The sequence below is a fragment of the Chryseolinea lacunae genome (genome assembly GCF_016735595.1).
Lineage (GTDB): Bacteria > Bacteroidota > Bacteroidia > Cytophagales > Cyclobacteriaceae > Chryseolinea > Chryseolinea lacunae.
The window spans coordinates 324,500-338,949 of sequence record NZ_JAERRB010000006.1 but is presented as its reverse complement, the minus strand read 5'-3'; the positions used below and the strand labels follow the sequence as shown (position 1 = coordinate 338,949).

The window sequence follows — 14,450 nt, the reverse complement described above, 5'->3', positions numbered from 1 at the left end:
CCGATGAAGCGGGGCCTCGTTATCGGAAAGTTTATGCCGCTGCACAACGGGCACATTGCCCTCATCAACTTTGCGGCAGCCCAATGCGACGAGCTCATTGTTTCGATGAGTTTCACCGAACACGACCCGATCGATGCTGAATTGCGTTTCCATTGGATCAAAGCAACGTTCACGGATAAAAAAATACGCGTCGAAAAAATAACAGACAACTTCGACAACGAATCGCTGGCGTTGGATGCGCGCACCGCCTTGTGGGCGCCGGTGATGAAACAAACCTATCCGCCCATTCACATCCTGTTTAGCTCCGAAGCCTATGGTGAACCGTTTGCACATCATCTCGGGGCTACGCACGTGGCGTTCGATCCGTCAAGAAGCCAAGTGCCCGTGTCGGCCACAAAGATCCGGCAGCAGCCGTTTCGCTACTGGGAACACATACCCGCTGTGGTTCGTCCATACTTTGTGAAAAAGATTTGTTTCTTCGGCCCCGAAAGCACGGGCAAATCCACCATGGCCCAACGCATGGCCGCACACTACCACACCGAGTTTGTGCCCGAAGTGGCGCGCGAACTCCTCACATCAAACGATTTTACGTTAGACGACATCGCGGCCATCGGCCATGCACAATACAATCGCGTGATCGAAAAGACACAGACCGCCAACAAACTTCTTTTCTGCGACACCGACGCCATCACCACACAAATCTATTCGCGTCATTACCTGAACGCCGTGCCTGAAATTGTTCATGAACTGGAACACAAGGTCACGTACGATCTTTATTTTCTCATGGACATTGATGTGCCATGGATAGCCGACGGCCTGCGCGATCTTGGCGACCATCGCGAAAAAATGCTTCACGTTTTCAGAGCCGCGCTGGAGCAACGCAACATTCCGTTCATCGATGTGCGCGGAAGCTACGAACAACGCGAAGCGGTGGTTCGCAAGGCTGTCGATGCAATGCTAGACAGTGGTAGAGGTTAACGTATCGATTTTTAATTGCAATAATTTTTTCTCCGCCATCGAAGGTGTCAAGGTCTTGGCCAACGCATAGCAACTGCGGGCAGCTTCGAATTCTTTCAACTCAACATACACATCGCCCAGTGCGGCGTGATATAAATAATGTTGTGACAGTGCGTTAATCGCCAACAGCGCTTCAAGCCCCGCCGCCGGCGACACGCTGTAGCGAATGGCAATGGCGCGGTTCAAGGCGATGATGGGACTGTCTTTCATGTTCAGCAAGAGTGTATACAAGTGTTCTATGTCGTCCCACGCGGTTTCAGCGAAACTCGCGGCGCGCGAATGACATCCCGCAATGGCGGCTTCGATGTGGTATTCCGTGAAGCGTTCGCCTTCGGCCGCCTGCTCCAGATAAAATTTTCCTTTTTCGATCAACGCCTTGTTCCACTGCGAACGATCCTGGTCTTTCAACAGAATGATATTTCCATCGTCGCGTAGTCGCGCATCGGCACGCGATGCCTGAAAACACATGAGCGCCAGCAGCGCGCTGGTTTCGGGTGCGCGGGTCATCGCATTGTTCACCAGCAGCAAACAAAGCCGCATTGCTTCCGCACACAAGTCGTGGCGAATCAATTGATCGGGATGCGAGGAGTTGTAGCCTTCGTTAAATAACAAGTAGAGACTTTGCAACACGGCGTCGAGGCGGCCGGGCAGGTTTGCCGGCACGGGCGCTTCCAGGCTGATGCGCTCTTCCCTTATTTTTTCGCGGGCGCGATACAATCGTTTTGTGATGGTTTCCTCGTTTGTGAGAAAGCTGTTTGCAATCTCGCCCACGCTGAGACCGCACAGGGTTTTTAACGTGAGGGCTAGCTGTGCCTCAAACGGAATGGAAGGATGACAACATGCAAAAATCATTCGCAGCTGACTGTCTTCAATCTCGTTGTCGAGGAAGAGGTGGTTCACTGTGGGCGCCAGCGTCCATTCCGACTTGAGGGCCACGCTGATTTCGGAGTGATGCAGATTGTGAAGCTGCTGCTGTCGCAGCGTGTCGATGGCTTTGCGTTTCGCCACCGTGTAGAGCCAGGCCGAAGGATTTTCGGGAATGCCTTTGAATCGCCACACCGACATCGCTTTGAGCAACGTGTCTTGCACAATGTCTTCGGCAAGGTCAAGCCCGCCAAAGCCCAACAGGCGTGTCAACACCGCGGCCATCTTTCCCGCTTCGTGGCGAAAAAGATGGCCGACCAGTTGTTGAACGCGTTGCTCTTCAGGCTCGGGCATTCATAAAGTTATTGAATTTCCAGATCGTAGTAGGTCGCATCTTTCACGATGTGGTCGCCTTCAAACGTGAGCACGGAAATGATGGGCAGCCTGAACAAAACACTATCGCCCGACGACCCGGTGGCCACAAACTGAACCACGGCTGTATGACCCGACACGTGCACCGCTTCAACGGAGTCGTGCAGGTCGGGAAACATTTGCTGCATGCCGGCATACTTCTCCGCAATGTCCGACCGGCGTTGCCTCACATACTTCTTCCCAAATGAAGGATCGAGAAACGATGCGGAGTCGCTATAGCATTCCGACATGACCTTCCAGTCGTGGCGATTGAATGCATCGAACATTTTTCGCGTAAGCGCTTCATACTGTTCGTGACTTGCATCGGTGGTGGCGCACGCCGTCGCGACGAGCGCCACCAGCATCATCATCAAACACTTCACGGCTACATGTCGAATTTTATAACCGGGCGAATCTCGATCACACCGTCATACACAAAGTCGGGATATTCCATGGCGATTTGCTGTGCTTCGCTCATGTCTTTGGCCAGCACTACGAAGTAGCCGCCCACCACTTCCTTGCTCTCGGCAAACGGACCGTCGGTCACGGTTTTCTTTGGGCCCGCAATGGTTTTCCCCTCGGGCGTCAAGGCCTCGCCCGAAACGTAGCGCTTTTGATCCTGAAGTTTCTGTACCCAGGCAAACCACTTCTCCATGTGGGCCTGTTGTGCTTCGGGCGAAAGGTGACTCACATCACCACCGAGAAAAATGAACATGTACTTTTCCATTGTCATAAAAGGTTTTGGTTGAACATAATTTAGCCTATGACGAACCAAAATCCGCCGGGTGGACAGAAACTTTCAAAAAAATGAAAATAAAAAAATCCCTCCCGGTGGGGGAGGGACTTTATAATCTTTTATGACTGGCTGACGTATCCTTTCGTTAAGCCGTTTTGCCAACCTTATAGCCTTTCGTGGCATAGTAGAGGATGAACAAATAGCAAGGCAACATCATCAGGTATCCGTTTTGAGAACCCACCACTTCCAGCAGCTTTCCATAGACCAACGGCAGCACGGCACCGCCGGCAATCGCCATCACCAGGAAGGCGGAGCCCACACGCACAAATTTTCCAAGGCCATCAATGGCCAGGGGGAAAATGGCCGGCCACATCAGGGAGTTGGCAAGACCCAGGGCGGCCAGAAATGCCACTGAAACATAGCCGTTAGTGACCACTACCAGGATCGTGAAGATCACACCCAGCACAGAGCAGATGGCAAGGGCCTTGGCTTGGGAGATAAGTTTAGGAATTGTGAAAATGCCGACGATGTATCCGATGAGCATAAAGGCCAGCGTGCCTTGTGTGAAGAAACGTGCCGTCGAAAGCGGAATGTTCAACGACTTGCCATAGCTAATGATGGTGTCGCCGGCCATCACTTCAACGCCCACATACAGGAATATGGCAAGAACACCCAACATCAGGTGGGGAAACTGAAATGCACTGGTCTTGTTGGAAGGGGTAGTTGCTGCGCCTTCTTCGTTGCTTTCCTCTTTGAGGTCGGGCAGACCCGAGAACAAAATCGCGATGGCGAACAGAACAAGCACCACGGCAATGATGATGTATGGCACAATAACGCGGCTGGCCAGTTCGTCGAGGCTTGCCGCTTTGGAAGCCGCATCAAGCGACGCCAGGCTTTTTTCGAGCGCGTCGACATCGTTCAGCGCGATGTAGCCAAAAATAAGTCCGGCCACAATGCCTGCCACTTTATTGCAAATGCCCATGATGCTGATGCGTGACGCAGCACTTTCGATGGGCCCAATAATGGAGACATAGGGATTGGAGGCGGTCTGAAGCAGCGCAAGACCAGTGCCGATAACGAACAAGCCGCCCAGGAACATATTGAAATTGCGAGCGTTTGCTGCGGGCACAAACACGATGGCGCCAAGTGCCATGATCACAAGACCCAGTGCCATACCTTTTTTGTAGCCCGTCACATTCAACACATACGACGACGGCCGTGCCATCACGAAGTAGGCAATGAAGAACGCACTGGCTACCAGGAAGGATTGCAAGTCGGTGTCGAGCTCGCAGGCGATTTTAAAATACGGAATAAGGGTTCCATTTACCCATGTCGCAAATCCAAAAACAAAAAATAGCGCCCCGATAATGATCATGGGCAGGGTGTAAGACTTCTGTGTACTCATGGGTAAGGTTTAAAGGTGGTTCAGGCGTTGTTCTTTTTTATTTATTCTTAAAGAGTCACTCCTCTCAAAGGCTTCACTATGGAGTTAAAACTATATTTTTGCGCTTTATAACCCAGGCATGCGTAGCATCACACGATCTCCCGCTGGTTTCTTCAATTTCCCGCATCCCTTTGCGAAAACGATAAAATTCAAGAGTGTTTGCGCAAACACATTTAACTTACAATCCTGAAATAAACTAAAACACAATGGACACACCAAATAATCCACAAAAAAAACTCGCTTTATTGGTCATGGCTGCTGGCATTGGCAGCCGCTATGGTGGCATCAAACAGATAGACGGATTTGGTCCTCACGGCGAAACAATCATGGATTATTCCCTTTTCGACGCCGTACGGGCGGGCTTTACGAAGATAGTGTTTATCGTGCGCGATGAAATACTAGACACGGTAAAAGAAAAATTTCTTCCCAAACTCCAGGGCAAAGTGGAGGTGGAGTTCGTGGTGCAGTCGCTCGACAAGTTTGTTCCCGCCCAATACCAGAACCCCGAACGCACCAAACCCTGGGGAACCGGCCACGCCTTGCTGTGCGCCAAAGACGTGATCAGCGAACCCTTTGTGGCTATCAACGCCGACGATTTTTATGGCAAGGAGTCGTTTGAATCGATCGCCAACTTTTTTGCCAAAGACACCTTTGGCGAGCATGCCATGGTGGGCTACACGCTCGAAAAAGTGTTGTCCGAACACGGCAGCGTGTCGCGTGGCTGTGGCGAACGCGACGCCGAAGGATTTTTGAAGAACGTGATCGAGCGCGTCACCATCGTGAAAGAAAACGGCAAGATCATCTCCAAAGAAAAAGAAGGCGACCGCGAACTGAGTCCCGACATCCCCACGTCTATGAACTTCTGGGGCTTTCAACCCAACATCTTCCCGTTTGCGCAAAGTCTGTTCGAAGACTTTCTGAAAAACAACGGCGGCAACCTGAAGTCTGAATTCTACATTCCCCTCATCGTCACCGAAATGATCCGCCACGGCAAAGGCAAAGTGCGCGTGCTTTCGGGCAGCGACAACTGGTTTGGGGTGACTTATAAAGAAGACAAAGAAGAAGTGTCGCAAAAACTGAAGATGCAGGTGGCGTTTGGCGCCTATCCTGAAAAGCTTTGGTAGTCGGCTCTGTGAGATTTTGAAACGAACGCGTAGCCCAACCTGAGCTACGCGTTTTTTTTCTTTGATGATGACGTGATCAATATGCAGAAAGGCCTTAGTACTTTCGGGTTGTGATTCAGCAAACAAAACGAACAGCCTTTGTGAAAGCCACGGCCACCGCCCTGGGTTTTTCGTTCTGTGGCATTTCGAAAGCCGAATTTTTGAAAGACGAAGCTCCGCGCGTTGAAGAATGGCTGAAGCGCGGCTATCATGGCAAGATGAGCTATCTCGAAAATCACTTCGACAAACGACTGGACCCCACGCTGCTGGTGCCCGGTGCAAAATCGGTGGTGAGCCTCATCTATAACTACGCGCCCGCAAAAGACCTCGCCGCCACAAGCGAACTGAAAATTGCGAAATATGCCTATGGCGAAGACTACCACACGGTGGTGAAAGAAAAGCTGAAGACATTTCTCGACATGATCCAGGAAGAGATTGGCGACGTGCAGGGTCGCGCCTTCGTAGACTCTGCGCCGGTGATGGAACGCGCGTGGGCACAGCGCGGCGGGCTGGGCTGGATCGGCAAGAACAGCTTGTTGCTGAACCGAAGCCACGGAAGTTTTTTTTTCCTGGCCGAGCTCATCATCGATCTCGAACTCGACACCGACGAAGGCATCAAAGACTACTGCGGCACCTGCACTGCCTGCATGGACGCTTGCCCCACCGACGCCATTCCGCAACCCTATGTGGTAGATGGCAGCAAGTGCATTTCCTATTTCACCATCGAGCTCAAAGGAGAAATTCCAAACGATGTGAAAGGCAAGTTCGACAACTGGATTTTTGGATGCGACATCTGCCAGGACGTTTGCCCGTGGAACAGTTTTTCGAAACCTCACCACGAACCACGCTTCAACCCTCCCCCCGAACTCGAACACATGACGCGACAAGACTGGCGCGAGATTACCGACGATGTGTTTAAAAAACTTTTCAGCGACTCGGCCGTGCAACGCACAAAACTGAAAGGCCTGCAACGCAACATTCTCTTCCTCGATGCCGAAGAATGATGCCTGAAAAAAATAGTCTGAAAAAAAGAAAGGCCCCGACAAGTCGGGGCCAGTTAATGTAGATCAAGTTTGTGTCTAAGCAACCACGAAACACCGGTTGAGTATTTCCTCGTGTTCTTTCCCAAACGAAGTGTAGCACCAGCGTTTGAGTTCGTTTACTTCTTCACCAATCAAAAGATTGATGGCCTTACGAAGCTCTTTTTCGAATAGAAGAGCGCTAAAACTCACTTTGGTGAGCACAGTTTTAACATAGTTCAGCATGGCAAAAATCTGAATAGTTTAAAAAATTTATATTCCTAACGAGTGTTAAGTTAAAAAATTGTCCAAAAAATACAAAAGCAGAATTATGAACTTTGTTACATAAAGGGAGAAAGTGGGGTATTTTTCGGTTAATAGGCCCTTTTATAAGCCAAAAATCCACCATTTACCCCTTAATTTTCACGCCAGTTGCACGTTAACCCTTAACTTTGGTGCGATTAGACCTTGGTGAAAAACTATGCGCTGGATTCTTTTTCTTCGTCTCTCCATACTCCTCCTGCTCCTGTCGGCAGCCCTGGCCCCGGCAGCGCAGGCACAAAGCGTTCAGATCACCCTGGGCCCCGACGAGATTGGTGAAAATCAATCGTGGACCATCACCGTCACGGTGCAAAACGACCGCCTCAAGAGCTACGACAATTTTCCGGACATCGACGGTTTTCGCAAGCGAGGCCAGTCCACACAGTCCACCACTAACATTGTGAACGGGCAAGTGTCGTCGGCGCAGAGTGTTATCATGACCTATGCGCCCACCAAGCAAGGAACCTTCACCATTCCATCGTTCACCATGAAAGTGAACGACAAACCGGTGAACGTGCCCGGCAAGAAAGTTCGTGTAGGACCGCCGTTGCAACAACAGCAGCAACAGCGCGATCCCTTCCGCACATTTTTCGATCGCCCCTCCGACGATTTCTTTGGCAGCGGCGACACCGAGTTTGTCGACATCAAGGAAGATGCCTTCCTGGCCCTCACCACCAGCAAAGACGAAGTGTATGTGGGCGAAGGCTTCACCACCACGCTGTCGTTTTTTGTGTCGCAGGAAAACCGCGCCCCACTGCAATTCTATGAGCCCGGCCGCCAGCTGGTCGACATCCTCAAAAAGATAAAACCATCAAACTGCTGGGAAGAAAATTTTAACATCGAAAACATTGAAGGCGAAAACGTGAAGATCAACGGCCGCGACTACATGCAATACAAAGTGTATCAGGCCGTGTATTTCCCGTTGAACAACGAGACCATCAATTTCCCCAGTGTGGGGTTGGAGATGATCAAATATAAAGTGGCCAAGAACCCGTCGTTCTTCGGGCAGAACCGGAAAGAAGATTTTAAAAAATTCTTCACCAAACCCAAGCGCGTGGTGGTGAAAGAACTTCCGCCGCATCCACTCAAAGACGTGGTGGCCGTGGGCGACTACAGGCTTGACGAACGCATCCGTCACACCGACCTGGAAACGGGCCAGAGCGCGGGCTATAACTTCAACATCTTTGGCGAAGGCAACATCTCGTCCATTGAAAAGCCGGCCACACACAACGACGACAAGTTTGAGTTCTACGAACCCAACGTTCGCCAGGACATCACCCGTCAGAACAACCGCATCACCGGAACCAAATCGTTCAGCTATTTCATGATTCCCAAAGAGCCGGGACAATACAAGTTGGGCGACTATTTTCAGTGGGTGTTTTTTAATCCAAAAGAAAAAAAATACGACACGCTGAAATCGAAACTGATTGTGACGGTGGCCGGCGAAAGCAAAAAGAACGAAGCGATACAATCCAGTGACCTGGGAAATTTTTATAACAAGATCGACAACGCCGACAACACGCTGAAGACCATGGCCGACACGCGCTGGCAGAAATGGGCCTTCAATGCGTTTGTTTTGGTGATGTTAGGTGCCACCGCGTATCTTGTGTTCAAAAAACCAACTACTTAAAAATCGGGCCGGCATTTCTTCGGCAACCCCAACGCAATGAGCAACGTCTACGGAACACTTTTCAAAATATCAACCTTTGGCGAATCGCACGGGCCGGCTATCGGCGTGGTTATCGACGGATGTCCCGCAGGTCTGACGGTGGATGAATCTTTCATTCAACTGGAACTCGATCGGCGCAAACCCGGGCAGAGCAAAATCACCACGCAACGCAAGGAAGACGACACGTTCAAAATTCTCAGCGGTATGTTCGAAGGAAAAACCACCGGCACGCCCATTGCGCTGGTGATCGAAAATCAGGATCAGCGCAGCAAAGACTACAGCCACATTGCCGAAGCCTTTCGCCCCTCGCATGCCGACTATACCTATGAAGCAAAATATGGCAACCGCGACTATCGTGGTGGTGGCCGAAGCTCGGCGCGCGAAACCGCCGCACGTGTGGCCGCCGGTGCCATTGCAAAATTGCTGCTGAAGAAACACAACATCGAAATCAACGCATTCGTGTCGCAGGTGGGAGAGATCGTCGCACCCCACTACACAACACTTGACCTCTCGAAAACAGAAGATAACATTGTACGTTGTCCTGATGCCGCCACCGCGCAAACCATGATCGACTTCATCGACCAGGTGCGACTGGATCGCGACACCGTGGGCGGTGTGGTGACGTGCGTCATCAAGAACACCCCGGTGGGATTGGGCGAGCCCGTGTTCGACAAGCTGCATGCCGAACTTGGCAAAGCCATGCTGGGCATCAACGCCGTGAAAGGTTTTGAATACGGCAGCGGCTTCGAAGGCGTTAGACTTCGCGGCTCACAACACAACGATGAGTTCTATAACGATGGCACGCGCATTCGCACAAAGACAAATTTTTCGGGAGGCATTCAAGGTGGCATCAGCAACGGTGAGGATATCTATTTCAACGTGGCCTTCAAACCCGTGGCCACCATCATGCAGGATCAACCCAGCGTAGACAAACACGGAAACGAAACCACGGTGAGCGGCAAGGGCCGTCACGATCCCTGTGTGGTGCCCCGCGCCGTGCCCATTGTGGAAGCCATGGCAGCCCTGGTGCTGGCCGACTTCCTGATGCGCGACAAAGCAGGCAAGCTCTAAGAACAAACTCCGTAGAAAAAAAATCAGAAAGCCTCGGCGATGTCGAGGTAGAATTGATGAGAAACTTTTTGCCACAACGCGTCGTGAATCGTGTGCGTTAAGTTTGAGCGAATGCTTTGATTTAGGACGCGGAAAGCGTGTAAAACAAACGGGGCAGCCCATGAAACAAGGGATGGACTTCTGTTTTCCGCGCGTATCGCCAAACGGATCTGGCAAACTACAGCCCTTTTCAATTATATTGCCTGCCAATTTAAAAGACCGTGTTTCCCGGATATGGCTGAAATTAAACCCGCAAAGAAAAATAGACTCGCGTTCTATATCATCGTCGCACTCGTTGCGGGAATAGCGCTCGGCTTCACACTCAACAAAATCTACATCGACGAGGAGAACACCAAGCTCGTTCAAATTGAGTTGAAGCTTGAAGCCGCCAAGCATGCCCTTCAGGCGGCCGATAGCAATTCCGTGTCGCGTCTCACCGCAGAGAAAGAATCGTTAACAAAAGCACGCAGCGAAGTGCTGCAGGCCCGTGAGAAAAAAATAGAACCCTTTTCGCTGCTTCCCGATGTTTTTCTTCGTCTCATCAAAATGATTGTGGCACCCCTCGTGCTCTGCACGCTCATTGTGGGCGTGGCCAAGCTTGGCGATATCACCGCTGTGGGCCGGATTGGTGGAAAAACATTGTTGTGGTTTGTGAGCGCCTCACTGCTGAGCCTTTTGCTGGGCCTCATACTCGTCAATATTTTTGAACCCGGCGTGGCCATGAAGTTGCCTCTGCCCGATGCCGACGAGAGTGTGGTGACCCGCACCGGCTTCAGCCTTCGCGATTTTCTGTACCACACGTTCCCGAGTTCGGTGGTGGACGCGATGGCGAAAAATGAGATCCTGCAGATTGTGGTGTTCGCCGTTTTCTTTGGCATTGCCACGGCAGCCATTGGCGAGCAAGGCAAAATCATTATCACCTTCTTCGACGCTGCGGGCCACGTGATTTTGAAGGTCACCAACTATGTGATGAACTTCGCGCCCCTGGCCGTGTTTGGCGCCATGTCGGCAGTGATTGCAAAGCAGGGCCTGAGTGTTTTGAAAACGTATTCGCTTTTTCTCACCGAATTCTATTTCGGACTTGCCCTCCTGTGGTTCTTCCTCATTTTTGCCGGGTTGCTCATCATCGGCAAGCGGGTGTTGAGCCTCATCAAACGCATCAAAGAACCTGTGTTGCTGGCGTTCAGCACGTCAAGCAGTGAAGCGGCCTTCCCCAAGACCATGGAGGAACTGGAGAAGTTTGGCTGCAAAGACAAAATTGTGAGCTTCGTGCTCCCCCTGGGCTATTCGTTCAACCTCGACGGCAGCATGATGTACATGACCTTCGCGTCGTTGTTCATTGCCCAGTCGTATGGCATTCACCTTCCCATGGGCACACAGCTCAGCATGCTGCTGGTGTTGATGGTGACCAGCAAAGGCATTGCTGGCGTGCCCCGCGCGTCGCTGGTGGTCATTGCCGGAACCCTGGCCACGTTCAACATACCGGAAGCGGGATTGGCCCTGCTGCTGGGCATCGACCCCCTGCTCGACATGGGCCGGAGCGCCACCAACGTGATCGGCAACAGCATCGCCACCGCGGTGGTCAGCAAGTGGGAAAATGCGCTGGAACCCGAAACCCCGCCCACGACCTGAAAACGGCCCCCCATCGCTGGGTTTTGGTGAACTTAAATTCCTTAATTTTGTTCGATAATTAAATCTGAAAGTATGCTACAGGCCGTCCCTAAAAATGTTCATATCTACCTGGAGTCAAATCCCAACCCCAACTCCTTGAAATTTGTGGTAAACGAAATGCTGGTGCCCGAAGCCATGAGCTTCGATTTCCCGGACGCCCAAAGCGCTTCCATTTCGCCCCTGGCCACAGAACTGTTTGCCTTCCCATTTGTGGGCCGCGTGTTTTTTGCCAGCAACTTTGTGACGGTAACAAAAACCGAAGACGTGGAATGGCTCGAAATTCAGGGTACCCTGAAAGACTTTATCAAAAAATTCCTGGAAGACGGCAAGTTCATCATTGAAGTGAGCGAGACCGACACCGCCGCCGCCGAGGAAGAAACCGACACCATCCGGAAAATAAAGACCATCCTGGAAGAATACATCCGCCCGGCCGTTGAGCAAGACGGTGGAGCCATCACCTACCATTCGTTTAAAGACGGCATTGTGAAGGTGAAACTGCAAGGCTCGTGCAGCGGGTGCCCCTCGTCCATGATCACCCTCAAGGCCGGTATCGAAAACCTGTTCACCCGCATGATGCCTGGCGAAATACAATCCGTAGAAGCGCTCGCGTAACAAGAAAAACGAAAATATAGTATAACAGAACCCGGTGCAGCCGGGTTTTTCTTTTATTACAGGTATTCTATCTTAGGCCCACAACGCGCGATGGTTTGGCAAAAGTTTTTTTTCGTTACAATAGTAGTGTGCACCGGCATCCTATCCGTTGGCGTTGCCCAGGAAAAACCTGAAAAGGAAAAAAACGAGAAAGACACCACCCGCAACATCATCGACGCCGTGAAAGACACGCGCCTGTCGAAGGAGATCATGAAGAGCGTTACGCGCAAGCCCCTGCAGGATGATGTGGACAACATCCGAAGCGAGGAGCCCTTTCTGCCCTACGAAGGAAAGATTATCCGCCGCATCCGCGTGAACCACATCGGGTTCGAAAAAACCATCACCGACACCACGCGCACCATCAAGAACATCGCCGCCCGCGCCGCCAATGCCCTGCACAACAATTCGAAGGAATGGCTCATCCGCGATCACCTCTTCTTCTACGAAGACAAACCCCTCAACCCCTACAAGCTCGCCGACAACGAACGCTTTTTGCGCGATCAGGACTTCATGCTGGAGGCCCGCATACAGGTGATTCCCGTGAAGGGCTCGCAAGACTCCGTAGACGTGCTGGTGGTGACACGCGACGTGTTTAGCCTGGGCGGAAGCTTCAGCCCGCGCGGCACCAACAAGTTCAGGTTCCGCGTTTATGATGTGAACGTGTTTGGAGCCGGCCAGCGAACACAATACGACGGCCTCTACGATCAATCGCGAGACCCCCGCTACGCCAGCGAATTCTATTACCGGAAAAGCAGCGTGGGAGGCACCCTGGTGAACGCAACGGTGGCCTACACGCAACTGAACGACGGCAGCAGCTATGGCAACGAAGAAGAAAACGCGTGGTATCTCCGGCTCGACCGGCCCCTGGTGTCGCCCTATTCGCGCCTTGCCGGCGGACTGGAGTTCAGCAAGAACTGGTCACAAAATTTCTACAATACCGTCGATACGGTTTTCCGACATTACCGCTACAACGTGAGCGACGTTTGGCTGGGCTACAACATCGGTACCAGCCATAACATGAGCGACCGGAGCCGGCGGTTTGTGAGCGCGCGTTTTTTTGATCAGGCATTCAAACTTCGGCCAACCCAACCCATTGAAGAAACCAGTCCGATCTACAATAGCCGCCGGTATTTTCTGGGCGCCTTCACCTTCTTCCGGCAAGACTTCTACAAAACAAAATACGTCTACGGTTTTGGCCGGACCGAAGACGTTCCCTATGGACACACCATGTCTATTCTGGTGGGATGGGAAAGCCTGCTGGGATTGAACCGTCCCTATCTTGGATTTGACATGGACAAATCGTTTGTGCATAAGGGCGGCAACTTTTACACGACCTCGCTGCGGGTGGGGGGATTTCCCTATCAGGGGAGCCTGGAGGATGCAACGATATTGGTGTCGGGCCAGCTCTTCTCGAAGTTGAAGTATCACAAGAAGTTTATGATCCGAAACGAAATAGACGCCGACTTCACGTATGTCTTCAACCAGCGCACCAACATTTTGCTGGACATCAACGGCACCTATGGGATCGAGAATTTCAGAGCCGACAGTTTGCTGGGCACCAAACGCCTTCACGCACGCTATCAGATGGTGCTCTACACGCCGTGGAAATTGTTGGGCTTCAAGTTTGCGCCCATCCTGTTTCTCGATGTGGCCGAGATCGCCTCGAAGAACCGGATCTTGTTCTATGACAAACCCTACCTGGGCATCGGCACGGGCGTGCGCACCCGAAACGAAAACCTGGTGTTTGGAACCATCGAGCTGAAATTTTTCTACTACCCGCGCACCGTGCAAGACATGAGTAGCTTCAACGTGAGTGTGTCGAGCAACCTGCGCATCAAGTTTAGCGGAAGCTTTGTGCGCGCGCCATCGTTCATTTCCTACAACTAGTGCTGGCCTTCGTCTTCTTCCTTTTCAAACACAATGGGCAACGCCTTGATCCATCCGTTAATGGCGTCGCGGTCGGCCGCGGTGATTGTGGCTTCCTTATGAATCCACAGATAAGAATCCAGCGGCATCCACCCGTCGTTCACAGCTTCTGACAGCTCTTCCATTTTGTGAACCGCTTTTTTATCGGAATAGGTTTTGAAGGTCGAGAAATTAAGATGGCGTTTTCCATCGTTCACATGATGGGCCATCCACCAGGCCACAGGCTGAATGTTATAGTACCAGGGATAGATTGTGTTGTTGCTGTGGCAGTCATAACATTTTTTGATAAGGATCTGGTGGACGTCTTCCGTGATGGCATATTTTTTTGAGATGTCGTCGGCTGTGACAATTTCAGTCGACACATTTTTCTCGGGGCGAAACAACTGGATGATTACCAAAAGGGCCAGCACGCCAAGCGCAATTTTTTTCGGAAGACTCATGGGTGGAT

Annotated in this window: 14 protein-coding genes; 8 read left to right on the top strand and 6 right to left on the bottom strand. The window is 51.6% G+C overall.

Features of this window, described 5'->3' with window-relative positions; translation table 11 throughout:
• Nucleotides 1-3 precede the first annotated feature (3 nt).
• Nucleotides 4-978: an AAA family ATPase gene (locus JI741_RS19255; protein WP_202012682.1), complete on the top strand. Its 975-nt coding sequence runs from the start codon at nucleotides 4-6 to the stop codon at nucleotides 976-978.
• Here the strand turns inward: JI741_RS19255 and JI741_RS19250 are convergent.
• The 4 genes from JI741_RS19250 to JI741_RS19235 all read right to left on the bottom strand — a co-directional run bounded on the left by JI741_RS19250 (nucleotide 958) and on the right by JI741_RS19235 (nucleotide 4,433).
• On the bottom strand, nucleotides 958-2,235 hold the full coding sequence (locus tag JI741_RS19250; RefSeq protein ID WP_202012680.1) for an RNA polymerase sigma factor: 1,278 nt from the start codon (nucleotides 2,233-2,235) through the stop codon (nucleotides 958-960). The two genes, JI741_RS19255 and JI741_RS19250, sit on opposite strands and share 21 nt — an antisense overlap.
• Before the next feature lie 8 nt (nucleotides 2,236-2,243).
• Complete coding sequence (locus tag JI741_RS19245; RefSeq protein ID WP_202012678.1) at nucleotides 2,244-2,675, bottom strand: nuclear transport factor 2 family protein; 432 nt, start codon at nucleotides 2,673-2,675, stop codon at nucleotides 2,244-2,246.
• Between the two features lie 2 nt (nucleotides 2,676-2,677).
• Nucleotides 2,678-3,019 (bottom strand): YciI family protein, encoded by a 342-nt coding sequence (locus JI741_RS19240; RefSeq protein WP_202012676.1) that lies wholly within the window; start codon nucleotides 3,017-3,019, stop codon nucleotides 2,678-2,680.
• Nucleotides 3,020-3,173: 154 nt separating this feature from the next.
• On the bottom strand, nucleotides 3,174-4,433 hold the full coding sequence (locus JI741_RS19235) for a sugar MFS transporter (protein WP_202012673.1): 1,260 nt from the start codon (nucleotides 4,431-4,433) through the stop codon (nucleotides 3,174-3,176).
• 290 nt (nucleotides 4,434-4,723) lie between these two features.
• Here JI741_RS19235 and JI741_RS19230 point away from each other — a divergent pair, with 290 nt between their 5' ends.
• On the top strand, nucleotides 4,724-5,596 hold the full coding sequence (locus tag JI741_RS19230) for a nucleotidyltransferase family protein (RefSeq protein WP_236676165.1): 873 nt from the start codon (nucleotides 4,724-4,726) through the stop codon (nucleotides 5,594-5,596).
• A 110-nt stretch (nucleotides 5,597-5,706) separates the two neighbouring features.
• Nucleotides 5,707-6,639, top strand: a complete 933-nt coding sequence (gene queG, locus JI741_RS19225) for a tRNA epoxyqueuosine(34) reductase QueG (RefSeq protein WP_439647552.1) — start codon at nucleotides 5,707-5,709, stop codon at nucleotides 6,637-6,639.
• 75 nt (nucleotides 6,640-6,714) lie between these two features.
• Here the strand turns inward: queG and JI741_RS19220 are convergent, their stop codons facing one another.
• On the bottom strand, nucleotides 6,715-6,900 hold the full coding sequence (locus tag JI741_RS19220; RefSeq protein WP_202012669.1) for a hypothetical protein: 186 nt from the start codon (nucleotides 6,898-6,900) through the stop codon (nucleotides 6,715-6,717).
• Between the two features lie 235 nt (nucleotides 6,901-7,135).
• On the opposite strand from JI741_RS19220, the gene JI741_RS19215 reads away from it, so the two are divergent.
• The 5 genes from JI741_RS19215 to JI741_RS19195 all read left to right on the top strand — a co-directional run bounded on the left by JI741_RS19215 (nucleotide 7,136) and on the right by JI741_RS19195 (nucleotide 13,963).
• The gene (locus tag JI741_RS19215; RefSeq protein WP_202012667.1) at nucleotides 7,136-8,605 is read left to right on the top strand and encodes a BatD family protein; all 1,470 of its coding nucleotides are present in this window, start codon (nucleotides 7,136-7,138) and stop codon (nucleotides 8,603-8,605) included.
• A gap of 36 nt (nucleotides 8,606-8,641) precedes the next feature.
• Entirely contained in the window at nucleotides 8,642-9,715 is a 1,074-nt protein-coding gene (aroC, locus tag JI741_RS19210; protein WP_202012664.1) for a chorismate synthase, read from the top strand.
• A 273-nt stretch (nucleotides 9,716-9,988) separates the two neighbouring features.
• Nucleotides 9,989-11,386, top strand: coding sequence for a dicarboxylate/amino acid:cation symporter (locus JI741_RS19205; protein WP_202012662.1), 1,398 nt, complete (start codon nucleotides 9,989-9,991; stop codon nucleotides 11,384-11,386).
• A gap of 72 nt (nucleotides 11,387-11,458) precedes the next feature.
• Entirely contained in the window at nucleotides 11,459-12,037 is a 579-nt protein-coding gene (locus JI741_RS19200; protein ID WP_202012660.1) for a NifU family protein, read from the top strand.
• A 90-nt stretch (nucleotides 12,038-12,127) separates the two neighbouring features.
• On the top strand, nucleotides 12,128-13,963 hold the full coding sequence (locus JI741_RS19195; RefSeq protein ID WP_236676164.1) for a BamA/TamA family outer membrane protein: 1,836 nt from the start codon (nucleotides 12,128-12,130) through the stop codon (nucleotides 13,961-13,963).
• On the opposite strand, the gene JI741_RS19190 is transcribed toward JI741_RS19195, so the two are convergent.
• Nucleotides 13,960-14,442 carry a heme-binding domain-containing protein gene (locus JI741_RS19190; protein WP_202012656.1) on the bottom strand — a complete coding sequence of 161 codons (483 nt, stop codon included), beginning with the start codon at nucleotides 14,440-14,442 and terminating at the stop codon, nucleotides 13,960-13,962. The genes JI741_RS19195 and JI741_RS19190 overlap by 4 nt on opposite strands.
• Between the last annotated feature and the right edge of the window lie 8 nt (nucleotides 14,443-14,450).